Genomic DNA, 21355 nt, shown 5'->3' on the forward strand with positions numbered 1-21355 from the left:
ACGACGCCCGTGCCTGGTGAAGCCCATACGAAACAACCTTCTCGAAGTTGGGGGGGTAGCTTCTGGGACTACGAATGCTGCGTCGAATGCGGGGGTGAGCCTTGCTTCACTTCACGCGCACGCGGGTGCTGCGGCCCGGTTCGACCTCCACCGTCATGCGCCGCTTCACCTCGCCGTTGACGCGGACCTCCACCTTCGCGGGGCCGGACGGCAGGGCCTGCGCGGAGATGGGCGGAAAGCCATACGGCCGGCCGTTGATCCACACCTCGCCATAGAGCCCCGGAGACGTCACCTCCAGGTCGCCCCGCTGCGCCGCCACGGCGGCCTTGGCCACGGAGGGCTCCGGCGGCGGCGTGGGCTCCGGGTCGCGCGGGGGCGCCACGGGTCCACCCGCCGCTGGGGGCGAGACCGGGGTCACGGCCGCCACCGGCGCCACGGCCGGCTTCTGCGCGGGCGGCGCCAATTCCCCGGTGAGGTCGCGGTTGAGCGAGCGCACCGAGTCCGCGTCCACCTCCACCGTCTCCTCGTACAGGCGGCGGTCGCCCTGCGCGAGCACCACGCGGTGCGTGCCCGCGGACACCGGCAGCCGCGCCGGCGTCAGGTCCACCGCCCTGCCATCCACCATCACCACCAGCCCCGGCGGCGTGGACGTCACCAGCAGGAGCCCGCCATGCGCATCCTCCTGCGCGGCGGCCGGAGTGGCCTGCTGCTCGCGGGCGGCCCGCGCGGCGGCGAGCTTCGCGGCGCGCGTGCGGGGCGGCGCGCGGGTGTGCGCCGGCTCACGCGGCGTGGGCGCCTGCGCGGTCTTCGACTGCTCACGCGCGCGCAGGTCGGTGGCGATGCCCAACAGCCGCGTCAGGTCGCTGTCCCTGTCATCCGGACGCAGCTTGAGCGCTTCCGTGAACTGCTCGACCGCGCGCTCGTAGTCGCGGTCCTCCAGCGCGGCCAGGCCCGACGCGCGCAGCGCCCGCACCAGCCCCGCGTTCGCGTCCTCCTTGGGCGGGGCCACGGCCGCCACGGTCTGGGGTGGGGCCACGACGGGCGTGGGCGCGGGAGGCCTCGTGGCGACGGGCTCGGGCTGCGCGGCCTTGCGCGAGCGGACCACCAGGTACGCCCCGGCGTTCACGGCCACGGTGCCCAGCAGGATGACGGCGACCCAGGTCTTCTGATTCTTCACGTTCAAAGTCCCACTTCCCACGACGACACGGTGCGCCCGCGCTTCACGCGATGAACAGCCAGAACACCGCGCTGCCCACCAGCGCGACGCCCGCCGCCGCGGCCAGTCCCCAGGGGAACGCCCCGTCCGCGGCCGCCTGCTCCGGCGGCGGGATGACGCCCGTGGTGGAGCCCGTCCCGGTGCTCCGGGGCATCATGCTCGTGGGCACCAGAGCGCTCGGCTCGCGCAGGTCCACCGCGTGCTCCGGCGGCGCGAAGGGCGACGGGCCGGAGATGCCGCTGGGCATGCGCGTGGAGCCCATGCCCGAAGCGTCCGCGGACGCCCCCGGCGACGAGCCTGGCATGGACCCCGGCACCGCCAGCGCCGTGGACACGCGGCCGGAGGCATCCGGCGGAAAGAGCGTGGCCATCAGCGACGCCAGCTCCCGGCCGCCGGACGTCCAGTGCTGCGCCGTGCGGTAGCGCTCCAGGTCGTCGTGCAGCTCGCGCGCCGTCTGGTAGCGCTGCGCGGGGTCCTTCGCCAGGCACTTGAGCAGGATGCGCTCCAGGTCCGGCGGGAAGCCGGGGGCCACGTGCGACGGCGGCGGCACGTCCCCCGCCGACGCGGCCATGATGGTGGCCTCCATCGAATCGCGCTTGAACAGCCGGCGCCCGGTGGACGCCTCGTAGAGCACGATGCCCAGCGAATACAGGTCCGAGCGGTGGTCCAGCTCCCGGTTCGTGATCTGCTCCGGGGACATGTACGCGTACTTGCCCTTCACCACCCCGGCCACCGTGCGCTCCAGGTTCACGGAGCTCTTCACGATGCCGAAGTCCGCCAGCTTCACGATGCCGTCGCGCGACACCAGCACGTTGCCCGGCGTGATGTCCCGGTGCACCAGCTTCAGCGGCGTCCCGTCCGACAGCGTCTTCGCGTGCGCGTACGTGAGCGCGTCCGACATGGCCAGGCCCACGTCCACCGTCACCCGGGGCCCCAGCGGGATGTTGGCCGCCGCCGCGTGCCGCATGATGCGGTCCAGCGACTGGCCCTGGATCCACTCCATCGCCAGGTAGTACTGACCGTCGATCTTCCCGAAGTCGAACACCTGCACGATGTTCGGGTGCGTCAGCAGCGCCGCCACCTTCGCCTCGTCCGCGAACATCCGCGCGAAGGGCTCCAGGTTCGCGTACTCCGGCAGGATGCGCTTGATGACGCACGCCTTGGAGAAGCCGTCCGGCCCGTCGATGGTCGCCAGGAACAGGTGCGCCATCCCGCCCGTGGCGAGCCGCTGCACCATTCGGTACTTCCCGAAGAGGATGTCCACCCCGGGTGCGGCCGGCGAAGGCGTCGCGGTATCAACCCTGTCCAAATTGTACTCCCGGGACGGAACTCGCAATTCCCGGAAGATACCTATGCCGAGACCTCCCCACAAGTTTCGCACAACGTGTCAACAGGTTTTACGGAGAATACACTTTAACAACGTGATGGATCGCTGACACACGGGGCGTACGGCATATCCTCCGGGTCCTCCGCGCATGGCGACCTTCCCTTCCGACGCTCCGTCCCCGCTGGCCGCTCCCCGTCCGCTGTCCGCCCGGGACATCCGAACCCTGGGGCTGGCGGCGCTGGGGGGCGCGCTGGAGTTCTATGACTTCATCATCTTCGTGTTCTTCACGGCGGTGATGGGGAAGCTGTTCTTCCCGCCGGAGACGGCGGACTGGCTGCGGCAGCTGCAGACGTTCGGCCTGTTCGCGGCGGGGTACCTGGCGCGTCCGTTGGGCGGCATCGTGATGGCGCACTTCGGGGACCGGACCGGGCGCAAGCGGATGTTCACGCTGAGCGTCTTCCTGATGTCGGTGCCCACGCTGTGCATGGGCCTGTTGCCCACGTTCGCCACGGCCGGGTACGCGGCGCCGCTCCTGCTGCTCACGCTGCGGCTGTTGCAGGGAGCGGCGGTGGGCGGCGAGGTGCCGGGCGCGTGGGTCTTCGTCTCCGAGCACGTGCCGGAGCGCCGCGTGGGCCTGGCGTGCGGGACGCTCACCTCCGGGCTCACGCTGGGCATCCTGCTGGGCTCGCTGGTGGCCACCGCGGTCAACACCGCCTTCACGCCGGAGCAGGTGCTGGCGTACGGCTGGCGATTTCCCTTCGTGGTGGGCGGCGTGTTCGGCTTCTTCGCCGTGTTCCTGCGCCGCTGGCTTGAGGAGACGCCCGTCTTCGAGGAGATGCGCCAGCGAAAGGCGCTGGTGCGCGAGCTGCCGCTCAAGGCCGCGCTCCGGGGCCACGCGCCCGCGGTCGTCGTGTCCATGCTGTTCACCTGGGTGCTCACCGCGGGCATCGTGGTGGTCATCCTGATGACGCCCACGCTGATGCAGCAGTTGCACGGCATCCCGCCCGCGAAGGCGCTGGCGGCCAACAGCGTGGCCACGCTCACGCTCACGGTGGGCTGCATCTGCTACGGCCTGCTCGCGGACCGGCTGGGGCCCACGCGGGCCATGGCCATCGGCTCGGGGATGCTGCTCGTCGCCGCGCAGCTGTTCTACCGGGGCGTGGCGAGCGCGCCGGAGCACCTGGTGCCGCTCTACGCGGGCGTGGGGTTCTGCGTGGGCGTGGCTGGCGTGGTGCCCGCGGTGATGGTGCAGGCCTTCCCCCCGGCGGTGCGCTTCTCCGGACTGTCGTTCTCCTACAACGTGGCGTACGCGCTCTTCGGCGGCCTCACGCCGCTCGCCGTCACGCTCGCCCTGAAACAGAACCCGCTCGCGCCCGCGCACTACGTCTCCGCGGTGTGCGCGGTGGGGCTCGTGGTGTCGTTGCTGCTCTTCCGGGGCTTCAGCGCCCGCGCGCCGGACGAGCAACCCGCGCCGTCGCGCTGACGCCCGGTGGGACGCCTGGCCGGCGTCCCGAGGTGTTGACCGGTCGCCGATCCGCCCGGGGTGTGGAATCACCAGACTGGCTCCCCCTGGGGGTGTCGGCTATGCCACGAAACCATCGCAGGGCGCTTCGGGCATGCCCTGCTCGCCCCTCGTGCGCACCTTGTCCCGGCGCGTTCTTCCGAACGGCGGAAGCCCGCGCGCATTGCCCTCGCTGTCCGACGGACCCCGGAATGCCCAGCAGCAAGACATCTCTCTTCCAGAGCGGCATCCCCAGCTTCGACATCCTCCTGGGCGGAGGCATCCCTCCGCGCCAGTCCTTCATCGTCACCGGCACGCCGGGGTCGGGGAAGACGGTGCTGTGCAGCCAGGTGGCCTTCGCGGCCGCGGCGCGCGGCACGCCCGTGGTGGTGGTCACCGTCACCTCGGAGCCCCACGACAAGCTGATGGAGGCGCTGTCCACCTTCTCCTTCTTCCAGCCGGACCTGCTGGGCGAGAAGCTCTTCCTCATCAGCGCCTACTCCGCGCTCAAGCGGGGCCCCAAGGAGGCCCGGGAGCTGATCCTCCAGACGGTGCGCGAACGCGGCGCGGCCATGCTCTTCATCGACGGGCTGCGCTCCATCCGGGACCTCTGGCAGGACGAGGCACGGCTGCGCGAGTTCCTCTACGAGCTGGGCATCGGCCTGGCCGCATGCAACTGCATTGGCCTGTTCACCACGGAGTACCCGCTGGGCCGGTTGATGGAACTGCCAGAGGCCACCACGGTGGACGGCATCGTGGCGCTGTCCGTCCAGCCTCACGGCTCGCGCCGGGTGCGCCGGGTGGAGGTCGTGAAGCTGCGCGGCCGGCCCCACCTCGTCGGAGAGCACCTCATGCTCATGCGCAAGAGCGGCGTGGAGTTCATCCCGCGCATGGAGGCCGTCCCCGTGGAGCTCCGGGACGAGCCGCCCACGCTCAAGCGCATGGGGTTCGGGCTTCCGGAGCTGGACGCGCTGATGCACGGGGGGCTTCCGGAGCTCAGCACCACGATGCTCGCGGGGAGCATGGGCATTGGCAAGACGCTGGTGGCCCTGCACTTCGCCGCGGATGGCGCGCGCCACGGGCAGAAGTCGCTCTTCGTCTCCTTCTTCGATGCTCCGGCCATGCTCCGGGCCCGCGCCCAGCGCGTGGGACTGGACGTGGGCTCGCTCCTGGACGATGGACGGCTGACCCTGCACTACCTGGCACCCATGGAGTCGGAGGCGGACGAGATCATCCGGGACTTGTTGGAGCAGGTGGACGCGCTCGGCGTCAGGCGGCTGGTGCTGGACGGGCTCACGGAGCTGGAGCTGTCCATCCTGGACCCCATGCGGCGGCGCACCTTCCTGGCCTCGCTGGCGATGCGGCTGCGCATGCGGGGAGTCACCACCGTGGTCACCCGCGAGGTGTCGAAGATCGTGGGCACGGAGCTGGACTTCAACGACGCGCCCGTCGCCAGCCTGGGGGAGAACCTGCTGCTCCTGCGCTACGTGGAGCTGCACGGCCAGATGCACCGCCTGCTGTCCGTGCTCAAGATGCGCGACAGCGAATACTCCGCGGACCTGCGCGAGTTCCAGATCAACAACACGGGCGTGAAGGTGCTCGCCCCGCTGCGCTCCGCCGTGGGCCTGCTCACCGGTCAGGCCCGCCCCCTGGGGACCAACATCGGAGGAGTGGGTGAATGAGCCTGGTCCTCATCGCGGAGGATGAAGAGGCGCTCCTGGAGGTCTTCTCCGAAGTGGTGGAGGACCTGGGCCACCGCGTGGTGCGCGCGCACAACGGCGAGGAGGCCCTGCTGCTCGCCCGCACGGAGACGCCGGACCTGGTGGTCAGCGACCACATGATGCCGCGCAAGACGGGCATGCAGCTCTTGCACGCCATGCGCTCGGAGCCCACCCTGTCGGACGTGCCCTTCCTGCTCCTGAGCGCGGCGCGGCCGCAGGGGCGTGAGGCCGCGCAGACGTTCCTCGCGAAGCCGGTGGACCTGTCCACCTTCGAGCAGGCGGTGAGCCAGGCGCTCCAGAACCACCAGGCCGCCCACCAGGAGGCGCCCCCCGCCGCGCGCGAGGCTCCCAACGCCCTGAGCCTGGCCCGCGAGGAGATGCTCAACTGGGTGGCGCACGAGCTGAAGACGCCGCTCAGCTCGGCGCGGCTCAACACGCAGCTGCTCATGCGCAAGGTGCAGAAGCGCGGCATCGACGACGAGCGCCGCTCCGCGGAGGCCATCCTGCGCCAGCTGGACCGGATGAACGGGCTGGTGACGTCCATCCTGGACGCCTCGCGGCTGGCGGATGGGAAGCTGGAGCTGAAGCTTGCGCCCACGGAGCTGATGCCGTTCCTCCAGGAGTTCGTCCAGGAGTGGCGCGAGCTGCAGCCGGACTTCGACTTCTCCTTCCACGCCCTGGATCCGGTGGAGCCGCTGATGTTGGACGCGGAGCGGCTGCGCCAGGTGCTCAACAACCTGCTGTCCAACGCGGTGAAGTACAGCGGCACGTCGCGCCACGTCGAGATGGGCCTGACGCTCAACCCGGGCCTCGTCCTCGTCCACGTGCGCGACTGGGGCGTGGGCATTCCCGCCAACGCCCTGCCCCACGTCTTCGACCGCTTCCAGCGCGCGGACGAGGACCGCGGGCGCGGCCACGGCCTGGGCCTCTTCATCGCCGCCGCGCTCGCGAAGCTGCACGGCGGCTCGCTCTCCGTCCGCTCTACCCTGGGTGAAGGCTCCACCTTCACCCTGCGCCTGCCCCGGCGGAACTGAAGCAGGACTGCACGTTTCCGCCGGAACTCCATCTAAACCAAACAGCTTGGAAGTCCGTGAACACCCGGCGCTCTCGGTGAATTAGAAAGCGAGTGTGTCCACGCCTCCTCCGTCCCGCCTGTCCTCGCTGCGCGTGCTCAGGCACCGCGACTTCGCCCTGCTGTGGAGCGGCGCGGCGCTGTCCAACATCGGCACGTGGATGGAGGTGCTGGCGCTGGGCGTGTACGTGACGAAGGTCACGGGCCGGGCGGAGTGGACGGGGGGCGTGGCGGCGCTGACGTTCCTGCCGGCCATCGTGCTGTCGCCGCTGGGAGGCGCGCTGGGGGACCGGTTCGACCGGCGCCGGGCGGTGGGCGTGGGGGCGCTGGTGCAGATGGTGCTCGCGGGCACGCTGGCGGTGCTGGCCTTCAGCGGAAGGCTGACCGTGCAGTGGGTGGCGGTCATCTCCTTCCTCAACGGCTGCGCGGTGACGCTCTTCACGCCCGCGTACTCCGCGATGATCGCCGTGTCGGTGCCGAAGGAGGACCTGCACAGCGCGCTCAGCCTCAACGCCGCGCAGAACAACCTGGGCCGCATCTGCGGGCCCGCGCTGGGGGCGCTCGTCATCGCGCACGCGGACGTGGCCTGGGCGCTGCTCCTCAACACGCTGTCCTTTGCCGCGGTGCTGCTGTCACTCACGCAGGTGCGGGCCACCGCCGCGGGGAAGACGGCGGACTTCGGCGGCCTGTGGGCGGGCATCCGGCAGGGCTTCCGGGTGGCGCTCGCGGACGAGGCCCTGGTGGTGGCGCTGGGCGGCACGCTGGCCATCGCGGTGTGCATCGCGCCCTTCACGGCGCTGGCGCCGGTGATGGCCATCCAGGTGTTCCAGCTGGACGCGGGCGCGACGTCGGTGCTCGTCACGTGTCAGGGCGTGGGCTCGCTGTTGGCGGCGCTGAGCGCGGGGGCGCTCGCGGACCGGCTTGGCAAGGGGCGGCTGTTGGAAGTGGGCCTGCTGCTGATTGGCCCCACGGCGGCGGCGTACTGGCTGTCACCGTCGCTGGCGGTCGCGGCGGTCGCGGTGATGGCCTTGGGCGCGCTGTACATGCTGACGCTCACGGGGCTGTCCGCGCTGTGCCTGGCGCGGGTGTCCAACGAGCTCCAGGCGCGCATCGCCAGCCTGAGCGCGATGCTGCTCTTCGTGGGCTTCACGTTGGGCGTGTGGTTGCAGGGCGCGCTGGGGGACCGCTGGGGCATCCGGTGGGTCACCGCGAGCGCGGCCCTGGGGTTCTTCGTCCTCGCCGTGCTGTTGCGCGCCCTGCGCTCGCGCGGCTTCGCCGCCTTCGAAGTGTAACGGAGCCTTCCGATGACGACCTCCTCGCCGGCCACGCCGGGGAAGAAGCGCGCCCCGCTGCCCCTCGTCTCCCGCGCTCAGGCGCTCCCGCTGTCCTTCATGCAGCAGCGCCTGTGGTTCCTGGCGCAGTTGGAGGGCACGAGCGCCACGTACAACGTCTATTTCTTCGTGCGGCTGAAAGGGGCGCTGGACGCGGGCGCGCTGGAGCGGGCGCTCCAGGCCGTGGTGGCCCGGCATGAATCGCTGCGCACCACGTTCGCCTCCGTGGATGGACAGCCCGTGCAGCGCATCGCTCCGGCGCTGGATGTGCCCCTGCGCGGGGTGGACCTGTCCACGCACGGGGATGCACGTGAGCGCGCCCTTCGCGACCATGCGGAAGCCGAGGCCCGCGGGCCCTTCGACCTGGAGCGCGGGCCGCTGGTGCGGACCACGCTGGCGCGGCTCGCTCCGGACGAGCACGCGCTGCTCTTCGTCACGCACCACATCGTCTGCGACGCGGTGTCGCTGGGGTGGATGGCGAACGAGCTGAGCGCGCTCTACACCGCCTTCACGCGCAACGAGCCGCCCCGCCTGCCGGAGCTGCCGGCGCAGTACGCGGACTTCGCGCACTGGCAGCGCCAGACGCTCACGGGCGACTTCCTGGAGGCCGAGCGCGCGTGGTGGAAGGAGCGGCTCTCGGGAGCGCCGCCCGCGCTGGAGCTGCCCACGGACCGGCCCCGCCCGCCGCGCCAGACGTCGCGGGGCGCGGTGTACCGCCTGCCCATGCCTCCAGCGCTGGCCACGGGCATCCGAGAGCTGAGCCGCAAGGCGGCCGTCACGCCGTACATGGCGCTGCTGGCGGCGTTCCAGGTGCTGCTGCTGCGCTACAGCGGGCAGGAGGACCTGGTGGTGGGCACGCCCGTGGCGGGGCGCGGCCGTCGCGAGGTGGAGCGACTCATCGGCTTCTTCGCCAACACGCTGGCGCTGCGGCTGGACGCGTCCGGCGACCCGACGTTCCTGGCGCTGCTCGCCCGCGTGCGCGACGTGTGCCTGGGCGCGTACGCGCACCCGGACATGCCCTTCGAACAACTGGTGGACCTGCTGGTGCCCCAGCGCGACCCCAGCCGCTCGCCGTTGTTCCAGGCGATGTTCGTGCACGTGAACTCGCCGTGGGCCGCGCTCAAGTGGCCCGGCCTCACCGTGACGGAGGTGGACTTCGAGCCCGGCGTCGCGCGCTTCGACATCACCCTCTTCCTCTACGAGGACCCTAGCGGCATGGAGGCCCGCTGGGAGTACAACGCGGACCTCTTCGACGAGGGGACGGTGGCGCGCATGGCCGCGCACTACGCGCGCCTGCTGGAGGGCGCCGTCGCCCGGCCGGAGGCTCCTGTCTCCGCGCTCCCCCTGCTGACGCCGCGCGAGCGGGAGCGCGCGGTGGTGGACTGGAACGACACCTTCGCGGAGGTGCCGGTGCGCTCCGGCGTGCACGCCCTCTTCGAGGACAGCGTGCGCAGGAGCCCGGACGCGGTGGCGGTGCGCTTCGGGGATGCGCACCTGACGTACGCGGAGCTGGAGGCCCGGGCGAACCGGGTGGCCCACGCGCTGAGGGCGCGCGGCGTGACGCCGGACACGGCGGTGGGGCTGTGCGTGGACCGCTCGCTGGAGCTGGCGGTGGGCGTGCTGGGCATCCTCAAGTCGGGGGCGGCCTACTGCCCGTTGGATCCGGCCTATCCGCCGGAGCGGCTGGCGCTGATGCTCCAGACGTCGCGCGCGAAGGTGCTCGTCACCCGGCGCTCGCTGGCGTCCGGCCTGCCGGAGGACGGCGTGGAGCGGCTGTTCCTGGAGGACGACCCCGGCACGCCCGCGACAGCGCCCGAGCCCGTGGGAGGGCCGGACACGCTGGCCTACGTCATCTTCACGTCCGGCTCCACGGGCGTGCCCAAGGGCGTGGCGATGCCGCACCGCCCGCTGCTCAACCTCATCCAGTGGCAGGTGCGCCGCTCCGCCGCGCCCCGGGGGCGCACGCTCCAGTTCTCCGCGCTGAGCTTCGACGTGTGCTTCCAGGAGATGCTGCCCACCTTCGCCGCGGGCGGCGAGCTGGTGCTCATGCCGGAGGACACGCGGCGCGACGGCCGGGCGCTGCTCACGCTGATGCGCGCGTATGGCGTGGAGCGCATCTTCCTGCCCTTCGTCGCGCTCCAGCACCTGGCGGAGGTGGCGGACGCGGAAGGGCTGGTGCCCACGTCGCTGCGGGAGATCAACACCGCCGGCGAGCAACTGCGGATGACGCCCGCGCTGCGCAGGCTGCTCCACGCGCTGGACGGGTGCGTGCTGGACAACCACTACGGCCCCACGGAGACGCACGCGGCCTCGGCGCACGTGCTCAAGGGAAACCCGGATGCGTGGCCGGACCTGCCGCCCATCGGCCGCACCATCACCAACGCGCGGACGTACCTGCTGGACGCGCACGGCGAGCCGGTGCCGGTGGGCGTCGCGGGCGAGCTGTTCATCGGCGGGGCGGGACTGGCGCGAGGCTACCTGCACCGGCCGGACCTGACGGCGGAGCGTTTCGTGCCGGATCCGCTGAGCCCGCACCCGGGCGCGCGGATGTACCGCACCGGTGACTTCGCCAGATACCTGCCGGACGGCACGCTGGAGTTCCTGGGCCGGCGCGACGCGCAGGTGAAGTTGCGCGGCTACCGCATCGAGCTGCCGGAGGTGGAGGCGGCGGTGGCGAAGCTGCCGGGCGTGAAGGACGTGGCGGTGGTGGCCCGCGAGGACGCGGCCCGGGGCAAGCACCTGGTGGCCTACGTGGTGACGCAGCCAGGGGCGTCCGTGGACGCAGGGGAACTCAAGGCGGCGCTGCGCGAGCGGCTGCCGGAGTACATGGTGCCCGCGGCCTTCGTGCTGCTGGATGCGTTCCCGCTCACGCCCAGCGGCAAGCTGGACCGCCGCGCCCTGCCGGCCCCGGACGACGACGCGGAAGCAGCCCGGGACTTCGTGGCCCCGCGCACGCCGCTGGAGACGGAGGTGGCGGCCGTCTTCGCCGCGCTGCTGCAACTGCCACGCGTGGGGGTGCACGGTCACTTCTTCGAACTCGGAGGCCACTCACTCCTGGCGACGCAGGTGACGTCGCGGTTGCGCGACCGGCTCCAGGTGGATCTGCCCGTACGCGCGCTGTTCGCCTTCCCCACCGTGGAGGAATTGGCGGAGCACCTGGCCTCGCTGAAGCCGGAGGCGGGGCAGGACGCGGAGCCGCCGCTCCTGCCGCGCCCATTTGGAGAGACACCGCCCCTGTCCTTCGCGCAGGCGCGCCTGTGGTTCCTCACCCGGATGGATCCGGACGGGTTCTCGTACAACCTGCCCTGGTTCACGCGCTGGACCGGTCCCCTGGACGCGGATGCGCTGGAGCGGAGTCTTCAGCGCCTGGTCCAGCGCCACGAGGCGCTGCGCACGACCTTCGTGGAGCACCAGGGTCAGCCGGTGCAGCGCATTGCTCCGGCAATGGACGTGCTCTTGCGCCGCGAACAGGTGACCTCCTCAGAAGCGCTCACGCGTCGGGCGGAGGCGGAGGTGCGCCGTCCCTTCGACCTCGCCGAAGGCCCCCTGCTGCGCGCGACGCTGGTGCGCGTGGGTGATGGGGACCATGCCCTGCTCATCACGCTGCACCACATCATCTGCGACGGTTGGTCGCTGGGCGTGATGGAGCGCGAGCTGAAGGCGCTCTACCGCGAGGAGACAGGTGGATCCGCGGCGGAGCTTCCCGCGCTGCCCCTCCAGCCCGCGGACTTCGCGCGCTGGCAGCGCCTGGCATGGGTGGGCGCGACGGTGGATGAGCGGCTCGGATGGTGGAAGGCCCGGCTCCAGGATGCGCCTCCTGCCCTGATGCTGCCCACGGACCGGCCGCGTCCAGCGGTGCAGACCTTCGAGGGCGCGCACCTCGCATGGAAGGCCTCACCCGCGCTGTCCCGGGCGGTGGAGGCCCTGGGGCAGCGCCATGGCGTGACGCCCTTCATGTTGCTGCTGGCGGGCTTCCACGCCCTGCTCTCCCGCTACAGCGGGCAGGACGACCTCGTCATCGGTGCGCCGCTCGCGGGCCGTCAGAGGCAGGAGCTGGAGGGGCTGGTCGGCTTCTTCATCAACACGGTGCCCTTGCGGCTCACCGCGACCCGGGACACGAGCTTCCACGACCTGGTGGAGCTCGCGCGCGACGTGACGCTGGAGTCCTTCGCCCACCAGGACCTGCCCTTCGAGCAGCTGGTGAACGCGCTCCAGCCCGAGCGCGACTCCAGCCGCGCGCCGCTGTTCCAGGTGATGTTCGTCCTCCAGAACGCCGGAGGCGCTCCGGCGCGGGCCCTGCCGGAGCTGGCCGTGGAGCCGCTGGATGTGGAGACGGGGATGTCGAAGTTCGACCTCACCCTCTTCGCGCAGGAATCCCAGGAGGGCCTGGGCTTCCTCTGGGAATACAACACCGCCCTCTTCGAGGAGGCGACGGTGGCGCGCATGGCCGCGCACTACACGCTGCTGCTGGAGGCCGCCGTCTCCGACTTCGAGCGGCCCCTCTCCCGCATCCCGCTGCTCTCCGAGGACGAGCGTCAGCAGTTGCTGGTGTCCTGGAATGACACCCACGCGGATTATCCGCGCGATGCGTCCCTGCCCTCCCTCGTCGAAGCGCATGCCGCGCGCGCGCCGCACGCCATCGCGGTGGCGTTCGAGGGCAACCACCTGACGTACGCGGAGCTGGACGCCCGCGCGAACCAGCTCGCGCATCACCTGCGGGGACTGGGCGTGGGCGCAGGCACCCCGGTGGGCCTGTGCACCGGCCGCTCGCTGGAGATGGTGGTGGCCACGCTGGCCATCCTCAAGGCCGGTGGCGCCTACGTCCCGTTGGACCCGTCCTACCCTGCCGAGCGCCTCCTCTTCATGGCCCGGGACACGCGGCTGCCAGTGCTGCTCGTGCAGCCGGGACAGGAAGAGAAGCTCGCGGCCTTGGAGGCGCGGGTGGTGGTGCTGGAGCCGTCGTGGCATCCGTTCGCGCGGGAGTCCACGCAGGCGCCGCGCATCCACGTGCCTCCCGACGCGCTGGCCTACGTCATGTACACGTCCGGCAGCACCGGCCGCCCCAAGGGCGTGTGCATCCCGCATCGGGGCGTGGTGCGGCTGGTGACGGGCGCGAACTACGCGCGGTTCGGGCCGGAGGAGGTGTTCCTCCAGCTGGCGCCCATCTCCTTCGATGCGGCGACGCTGGAGCTGTGGGGCGCGCTGCTGCACGGCGCGAAGCTGGTCGTCTTCCCGGCCCACTCGCCGTCGCTGGAGGAGCTGGGTGCGACGCTGGAGCGCGAAGGCATCACCACGCTGTTCCTCACGACCGCGCTGTTCGAGCAGATGGTGATGGCGCAGCCCCGCGCGCTCGCGAGCGTACGGCAGGTGTTGACGGGCGGAGACGTGATGTCTCCGGTGGCCGCGCGGAGACTTCTGGAAGAGGGCCAGCTCATCGTCAACGCCTACGGCCCCACGGAGAACACGACCCTCTCCACCGCGCACCGGCTGACCGTCCCCGCGGATGCGCGAGCCCCCATTCCCATCGGTGCCCCCATCGCCAACTCGCAGGCCTACGTGCTGGACGCGCTGGGCGCCCCGGCCCCCGTGGGCGTGGCGGGTGAGCTGTACGTGGGCGGTGATGGCCTGGCGTGGGGCTACCTGCACCAGCCCGCGCTGACGGCGGAGCGCTTCGTTCCGCATCCGTTCAGCACCACGCCAGGAGCGCGGCTGTATCGCACAGGAGACCGCGCGAGGTGGCGCGCCGACGGCGTGCTCGACTTCCTCGGCCGGAACGATTCGCAGGTGAAGGTGCGCGGCTTCCGCATCGAGCCGGGAGAAATCGAAACCGCCCTCAAGGACTCGGAGGGCGTCACGGACGCGGTCATCGTCGTGCGCGAGGACGTCCCCGGTGACAAGCGCCTGGTGGCCTACGTCGTCGGCGCGGAGGTGGAGCAGGTCGCGCTGCGCACCCGCCTCGTCGCGAAGCTGCCGGGGCACATGGTGCCCTCCGCCATCGTGAAGCTGGAGCGGCTGCCGCTCACGCCTTCGGGAAAGGTGGACCGCAAGGCACTGCCCGCCCCCGACGCGAGCGGGAGCAAGGACACCTACGTCGCGCCGCGAGAGGGCTGGGAGTCCCTGGTCGCGGAGCTGTGGGCGCCCCTCTTGAACGTGAGCCGCGTGGGCGCGCACGACAACTTCTTCGAGCTGGGAGGCCACTCACTCCTGGCCACGCGCGTGGTGTCGCGCCTGCGGGACGTGCTCCAGCAGGACGTCCCCGTGCGCCTGCTCTTCGAAGCACCCACGGTGGCAAGGTTCGCCGAGCGCCTGGAGGCCTTGAAGAAGGGGGGCCATGGGCCGCCGACGCCCCCCATCGCCGAGGTGTCGCGCGAGCAGCCGCTGCCGCTGTCCTTCGCGCAGCAGCGGCTGTGGTTCCTCGCGCGGCTGGATCCGGAAGGCTACGCGTACAACGTGCCCTTCTTCTTCCAGCTGGAGGGGCCACTGGATGCCCGCGCGCTGGAGGCCGCGCTGGAGGCGCTCGTCCAGCGCCACGAAGCCCTGCGCACCACCTTCTCCGAAGCGCACGGCCAGCCCGTGCAGCACGTCCGTGCGCATCAGCCCCTGACGCTCGCGCTGGAGGAGGCCTCGGAGGATGCGCTCCGTCAGCGTGCGGAAGCGGAGGTGCGCAAGCCCTTCGACCTGGAGCATGGCCCTCTCGTGCGTGCCACGCTGGTGCGCACCGCGCCGGAGCGTCACACGCTGCTGCTGGTCATGCACCACATCGTCTGTGACTTCTGGTCCATCGACATCCTGGTGCGTGAGTTCAAGGCCCTCTACGCCGCCAGCCTGCGGCACGAATCCCCGGCCCTGCCCCTGCTCCCCGTGCAGTACCCGGACTTCGCCGCCTGGCAGCGGCAGGTGATGCAGGGGGAAACCCTGGAGGCGCAGCGCGCGTGGTGGAAGCAGCACCTGGACGGCGCGCCGCCCACGTTGGACCTGCCCACGGACCGGCCGCGTCCGCCCGTGCAGTCCTTCAAGGGCCTCCAGTTCTCGCGCCCACTGCCTGCTTCCCTGCCCGCCGCCATCCAGTCACTGGCGCGCGATGCGGGTGTCACGCCCTTCATGTTGCTGCTCGCGGGCTTCCACGCGCTGCTCGCCCGTCACAGCGGCCAGGAGGACATCGTCGTCGGCACCCCCATCGCCGGGCGTGGCCGTCGCGAAGTGGAGAACCTCATCGGCTTCTTCACCAACACCCTCGCCCTTCGCGTGGATGCCTCCGGCGCGGAGAGCTTCCGCGCGCTGCTGGGCCGCGTTCGCGAGGCCTGCCTTGGTGCCTACGCCCACCAGGACATGCCCTTCGAACAGCTCGTCGATGCGCTCGTCCCCTCGCGGGACCTGAGCCGCTCGCCGCTGTTCCAGGTGATGTTCGTCTTCCAGAACGCCGGAGCCCCCTGGGAGCTGCCCGGTGTCTCCGTGCGGGCGCTGACCTTCGAGCCCGGCATGGCCAAGTTCGACCTCACCCTCTTCGTGCGCGAGTCGCCCGAGGGCTGGTCGAGCGCCTGGGAGTACAACACCGCCCTCTTCGACGAAGACACGGTCGCGCGCTTCGCGGACCACTACACCCAGCTCCTCGAAAGCGCGCTCGCGGCACCGGACGCCCCGCTGGCCACGCTGCCCCTGCTCACCGACGCGGAGCAGCGGCAGCTCGCGCAGTGGACGCTCCAGTCGGTGCCCTATCCCGCCGTGCCTGGCGTCCATGCCTTCTTCGAGGCCACGGCCACGCGCACGCCTGATGCCATCGCAGTGCGCTTCGGAGCTGAGTCGCTCACCTACGGAGAGCTGGAGCGCCGCTCCAACCAGCTGGCGCACCACCTGCGCCGGCATGGCGTGACCGCCGACGTCCGCGTAGGCATCCATCTGCACCGCTCGCTGGAACTCGCCGTAGCCGTGCTGGGAACGCTCAAGGCGGGGGGCGCCTACGTGCCGCTGGATCCGGCCTATCCGCCGGAGCGGCTCACCGCCATGCTCCAGGCGTCGGGGGCGGCGGTGCTGCTCACGTCGCGTGCGCTGCGCGGCGTCCTGGCCAGCGGCACCGCGCTGTCGCTGGAGCTCGACACGCAGGCGGACCTCCTCTCCCGTGAGTCCGACGCGCGTCCCGACCTCGTGGGCAACGCACAGGCGCTCGCCTACGTCATCTTCACCTCCGGCTCCACCGGCACGCCCAAGGGCATCGCCATGCACCGCGAGGCGCTGGTGAACCTGCTCCACTGGCAGCTGGGAGACTCGGTGGCGCCCGGGGCGCGCACGCTCCAGTTCTCCGCGCTGAGCTTCGACGTGTCCTTCCAGGAGCTGTTCGCGACCTGGGCCGCGGGCGGCGAGCTGGTGCTGCTCACCGACGAGGTCCGCCGCGACGCAAGTCAGCTCCTCGCGCTGCTGGAAGGCGCGGGCATCGAGCGGTTCTTCATGCCCTTCGTCGCGCTCCAGAACCTGGCGGAGGTAGCCGAGCGCGAGGGCACCTTCCCCACTCGCGTCCGGGAGATCATGGTCGCGGGCGAGCAGCTGCGCATGACGCCCGCGCTCCGCCGCTTCATGAAGCGCACGGGCGCCGTGCTGCACAACCACTATGGGCCCTCCGAAGCCCACGCGGTGACGTCGCTGTCGCTGAAGGGAGACCCGGCGGCGTGGCCGGACCTGCCCTCCATTGGTAAGCCGTTGAGCAACGTGGCCATCCACGTGCTGGACGCGCACCTGCGCCCGGTGCCGCGAGGCGTGACGGGCGAGCTGTACGTGGGCGGCGTCCAGGTCTGCCGCGGCTACCTGGAGCAGCCCGGCCTCACCGCCGACCGCTTCATCCCCGACCCTCACAGCCCCACGCCGGGAGGCCGGCTGTACCGCACGGGCGACTGGGCCCGGTTCCTGCCGGACGGCACGCTGGAGTACCTCGGACGACGCGACGCGCAGGTGAAGGTGCGCGGCTTCCGCATCGAGCTGGGAGAAATCGAAGCGGCGCTGGCGCAGCACCCGTCGGTGCGGGATTGCATCGTCGATGCGAGGGACGACGGCAGCGGCCAGAAGCGGCTGGTGGCCTGGGTGGTGGGCGCCGCCGGGAAGGCGCTGGACGTCGGCGCGCTGCGGAGCTTCCTCCAGCAGCGGCTGCCGGAATACATGGTGCCCGCGCGCTGGGTCCCGCTGGAGCAGTTCCCACTGACGCCCTCGGGCAAGGTGAACCGCAAGGCGCTGCCCGCGCCCGAAGGAGGCCGTGAAGCCACGCGGGCCCTGGTGGCGCCCCGGACGCCGCTGGAGCTGCGGCTCGTGCGCATCTGGGAGGAGGTGCTGGGCGTGCATCCCATTGGCGTGCGCGACAACTTCTTCGAACTGGGTGGGCACTCGCTGCTGACCTTGCGGTTGCAGTCCGCCATCCGAGCCAGGCTGGGCCGGCCGCTGCCCGTGGCGGCGCTCTTCCAGAACGCGACCGTGGAGCACCTCGCGGGCCTGCTCCGTGACGACGCCACGCCGTGGACGCCGCTCGTCGCGATCCAGGAGGGACAGGAAGGCGTGCGTCCCTTCTTCTGCGTCCACGCGGTGGGAGGCAACGTCGCGCCCTACGCGGAGCTGGCCCGTGCGCTGGGGCCGAAGCAGCCCTTCTACGGACTCCAGGCCCGCGGCCTGGACGGCGCGGAGCCCCCCTGCGAATCCATTCCGCGGATGGCCGCCCTCTACGTGCGCGCGATACGCGAGGTCCAACCGCGCGGCCCCTATCTGCTGGGCGGCTGGTCCATGGGTGGCAGCGTCGCGTGGGAGATGGCCCACCAGCTGCGTCGCGAAGGCGAGACGGTGGCGCTGCTCGCGCTGCTGGACACCTCCGCGAGCCTGCACTCGGGCAACCCGGAGGACGCGAACGCGAAGGCGCGGCTGAGCGCGATGTTCCTGGAGGATCTGCTGCGCGCCTCGGGCCAGCCGCTGCCTCCGAACGACGGGCTCTCCGCGCACCAGTGGATGGAGGCGCTGGAGCAGGCCAGCCAGCCCCTGCTCGCGGCGGAGCAGCCGCTGCGCGAGATGCGCCACGCGTTCGAGGTCCACCTGCACGCGGCCTGGGTCTACGCGCCGCCTCCGGCCAGCGGGCCCTTCACCGTGTTCGAAGCGGAGGACTCACGCTGGGACCACGGCTGGGCCGCCTTCGCGCCCGGCGGGCTGGACGCGCACACGGTGCCCGGTGACCACTACTCCTTCCTGAAGCCGCCCCACGTCCAGGTGCTGGCCGACAGGCTGCGCGACGCGCTCGCGAAGGCCCAGGAGCCCTGACCGCGGTCACGGCCCCGGGCGCGGGGCGCCTCGAACAAAGACGGACCACCCGATGGGATTGATGGGCACGGAGGCTTCCGCGCCCGGTGTCTCGCGGGTCACGCGGATGAGGTGGGCGCTCCGGGCCCAGTCGCGCTCGGGGCCCCACGACTCGAAGGCCCACCGTGGGTAGGCCAGCACCATCACGGCGACGCACAGGCCCGCGGCGAAGAGGGGCCGGAACCTCGCCAGCGCCGCCACCCACAGGACGACGCCCGCTGGGAGCGCGAACAGCATGTAGCGGTCCTCCACCACGCCCGGATCCCAGAACCTGCCGAACGTGGGGTAATCGGCGGATCCGGAGCGCACGTACCAGGTGAGCGGGATCAACAGGAAGACGCACGCGCAGGCGGCCAGCAGCAACCCGCGTGGGCGCGCGGGCACCCGGCGAAGGCCCAGGGCGAGCACGGCGATGAACCCGCACGCCACCAGGATCCGGACCGCGAGCGGCCGGCGGAAATAGGACATCGTCCCTCCGTCGCCCAGCACCGGGTGCAGCACGTAGCGGACGTTGAGCGTGTTCCAGAGGTGCTCGGCCATGCGGGAGAGCGGCCAGTGGGCGAAGTCCGAAGCGGGCATGCCGGACTGACGGAAGAGCACCATGTTCACCCCCGCTGGCACCGTCAGCACCACCACCGCCAGCCCCTCCCAGAGCACCTCGCGCGAAGGCCGGCCGTCACGCCACCGCATCACGCCACGCAGGAGGAAGACCGGCGCGAGCAACACGCTCTCGCCCGCGCTCGAGGCCGCCGCGAGCAGCACCACTCCGTCGGCGATTCCCAAAGGCCGCTCCAGGTCCTGGAGCGCCACGAGCATGACCGCGTAGAAGAGGATGGAGTGGAGGTTGGCGAGGTTGCCCGTCACCTCCCAGGTCCCCGGCAGGAAGCAGAACGCCATGGCGGCGAGCACGCGGACGCCGTCATGGGGCACCAGCCAGCGGAAGCGGACCCGCGCGATGAGCGCGAACACCGCCGCGTTGATGGCCAGGATGACGAACGCCAGCCCGAGCGCGAACGCCTCGATGGGCAGGAGCGACAGGCCCCAGGCCAGCAGCCGGGGAACGATGTGCAGATAGCCCGCGTAGGGGATGAACGTGGCGCCAAAGCCGTGCGCGAGCGCATCCGTCAGGAACACCGCTCCATCTTCCGCCCACAGGTGCGCCTGGAAGAGCCGCGCATGCGAGCGCAGCGCCAGCACCGCGAAGCACACCCCCAGCGCCGTCGCATACGGGGCGCGCAGGCGCTCCCATCCCAGGTCGATGGGACGACGGAGCAGCTGTCCCCACCGGGAGAGTGAATCAGTCATCGCGGATGCCCCTATACCATCCGCACCGCGCCTGGGACGGCTCCCGGGGCACGACGGGGCCGGCACCGCGCCGGTCCCGCCTCCCTCGAAGGGGCTACAGCGCTTCCAGCCGGAACTGCTGGCAGTCGTTGTTGGACCAGGTCCACTGCTGGAGCAGCGTGCCGTCACCGCTGCCCTGCTGGCAGCCCGTCACGTCCAGCACCTTCCCGCTGTGGCGTGCCTCCAGCCGGTGGTAGCCGTTGCCCAGCGCCACCGGCTTGAACTGCTGGTTGCTCCCGCCGCCGTAGGACCACTGCTGGAGCCCCGCGCCGTCCGCCGTGCTCACGTCCCGCACGTCCAGCGCCTTGCCGCTGTAGCGCGACACGAAGCGGTAGTAGCCGCTGTCCGTCGCCTCCATCGACCACTGCTGGCTGGTGCCCGTGTGGCAGGCCCACTGGTGGATGGTGGCGCCGTCCGCCGTGCTGGGGCCGTTGATGTCCACGCACCGGCCGGAGGCCTTGGTCACCAGCCGGTACGCCCCCGCGCCGCCCGTGCCCTGCGCCACGGAGTAGATGGCGTTGAGCAGCGACGTGCTCCCGGACGTGTCCTGGGACAGCTCCCAGATCATCACGCCGCCGTTCTGCTTCCCCAGCTGCGTCTTCGCCTGGATGGTCGCGATGCCGTTGTAATAGACGTCCCCCACGTTGTCCTTGTAGGGCGCCTGCGAGTCGCGAGCGACGAGCTCCGAATAGCCCACGTAGCTCGACGGCGAGCGCCCGTAGAACGGCACGCCCAGCACCGCCTTGGACGCCGGCAGGCCGCGCCCCTTCCAGTAGTTCAGCGACTGGACCGCCAGGTCATACGTCGAATGCGGCTGCCCGCCGTCGTACGCCATGATGTTGAGGAAATCGACGTCGCTGAACACGGACGCCTGCACGCCGCCGCCCGTGTAGCCGTTGGCCACCACCGCCGCCGTGAGCAGCTTGCCCCGGCTGTGCATGGCCGTGCCCAGCTCGCGCATCAGCGCCGCGTAGTTGTTCCCCGACGTGCCGGGGTCCGGGTACTCCCAGTCAATGTCCACGCCGTCCAGCCCGGCCGCGTTGACGAAGTTCACCACCGTGTTCACGAACGCCGTGCGCGTGCCCGCGTTGGCCGCCATCTGCTCGAAGGCGCTGTCGTTGCCGTCGTTCCAGCCGCTTACGGCGATGAGCACCTTCACGCCCTGCGCATGCGCCTGCGTCACCAGCGAGCGCAGCCGCGCGTCAGAGCTGCTCACCCCCGTGAGCCCGCCGGACGCCGTGGGCAGCGCGAACGCGTAGTTGATGTGAGACAGCTTCGAGTACTGCAACGTGTTCACGTCCCCCGCCCACGTCGGCAGGTAGCCCACCACCCGCGTCGACAGCGCGGCGGACTCCACCTTCCCCACCGGCTCACCGGCGGCAGGCGCGTCCTCCGGGCCCGAACAACCTCCCAACGATGCGAGAAACACGGCGCCCAGCGCCCACATCCGGAACGGCGTCGAGGTACGAGACACGGCAGACTCCTGCGAAGAGGTTGAACGGGCCTGACCCGTAAAACCCACT

At 71.3% G+C, this 21355-nt stretch carries 9 protein-coding genes; 5 read left to right on the forward strand and 4 right to left on the reverse strand.

Annotated features, from left to right (window positions below; translation table 11 throughout):
* Positions 1–106: 106 nt before the first annotated feature.
* Both D7V80_RS05815 and D7V80_RS05820 read right to left on the reverse strand, forming a co-directional pair.
* On the reverse strand, positions 107–1177 hold the full coding sequence (locus D7V80_RS05815; RefSeq protein ID WP_120587243.1) for a PEGA domain-containing protein: 1071 nt from the start codon (positions 1175–1177) through the stop codon (positions 107–109).
* A 43-nt stretch (positions 1178–1220) separates the two neighbouring features.
* On the reverse strand, positions 1221–2453 hold the full coding sequence (locus D7V80_RS05820; RefSeq protein WP_233585163.1) for a serine/threonine-protein kinase: 1233 nt from the start codon (positions 2451–2453) through the stop codon (positions 1221–1223).
* Between the two features lie 238 nt (positions 2454–2691).
* On the opposite strand from D7V80_RS05820, the gene D7V80_RS05825 reads away from it, so the two are divergent.
* The 5 genes from D7V80_RS05825 to D7V80_RS05845 all read left to right on the forward strand — a co-directional run bounded on the left by D7V80_RS05825 (position 2692) and on the right by D7V80_RS05845 (position 18449).
* Positions 2692–4026 (forward strand): MFS transporter, encoded by a 1335-nt coding sequence (locus D7V80_RS05825; protein WP_120587213.1) that lies wholly within the window; start codon positions 2692–2694, stop codon positions 4024–4026.
* Between the two features lie 230 nt (positions 4027–4256).
* Positions 4257–5726 (forward strand): ATPase domain-containing protein, encoded by a 1470-nt coding sequence (locus D7V80_RS05830; protein ID WP_120587214.1) that lies wholly within the window; start codon positions 4257–4259, stop codon positions 5724–5726.
* Positions 5723–6799, forward strand: a complete 1077-nt coding sequence (locus D7V80_RS05835) for a hybrid sensor histidine kinase/response regulator (RefSeq protein ID WP_120587215.1) — start codon at positions 5723–5725, stop codon at positions 6797–6799. The genes D7V80_RS05830 and D7V80_RS05835 overlap by 4 nt, the downstream gene beginning before the upstream one ends.
* Positions 6800–6893: 94 nt before the next feature.
* Complete coding sequence (locus D7V80_RS05840) at positions 6894–8129, forward strand: MFS transporter (RefSeq protein ID WP_120587216.1); 1236 nt, start codon at positions 6894–6896, stop codon at positions 8127–8129.
* 12 nt (positions 8130–8141) lie between these two features.
* A complete protein-coding gene (locus tag D7V80_RS05845; RefSeq protein WP_120587217.1) occupies positions 8142–18449 on the forward strand; it encodes a non-ribosomal peptide synthetase in 10308 nt (3435 codons plus the stop codon).
* A gap of 6 nt (positions 18450–18455) precedes the next feature.
* Here the strand turns inward: D7V80_RS05845 and D7V80_RS05850 are convergent, their stop codons facing one another.
* Positions 18456–19793 carry a hypothetical protein gene (locus tag D7V80_RS05850; RefSeq protein WP_120587218.1) on the reverse strand — a complete coding sequence of 446 codons (1338 nt, stop codon included), beginning with the start codon at positions 19791–19793 and terminating at the stop codon, positions 18456–18458.
* 94 nt (positions 19794–19887) lie between these two features.
* Entirely contained in the window at positions 19888–21306 is a 1419-nt protein-coding gene (locus tag D7V80_RS05855) for an RICIN domain-containing protein (RefSeq protein ID WP_120587219.1), read from the reverse strand.
* Between the last annotated feature and the right edge of the window lie 49 nt (positions 21307–21355).

Origin of the sequence: Corallococcus sp. CA054B (genome assembly GCF_003611625.1) — a bacterium.
Lineage (GTDB): Bacteria > Myxococcota > Myxococcia > Myxococcales > Myxococcaceae > Corallococcus > Corallococcus coralloides.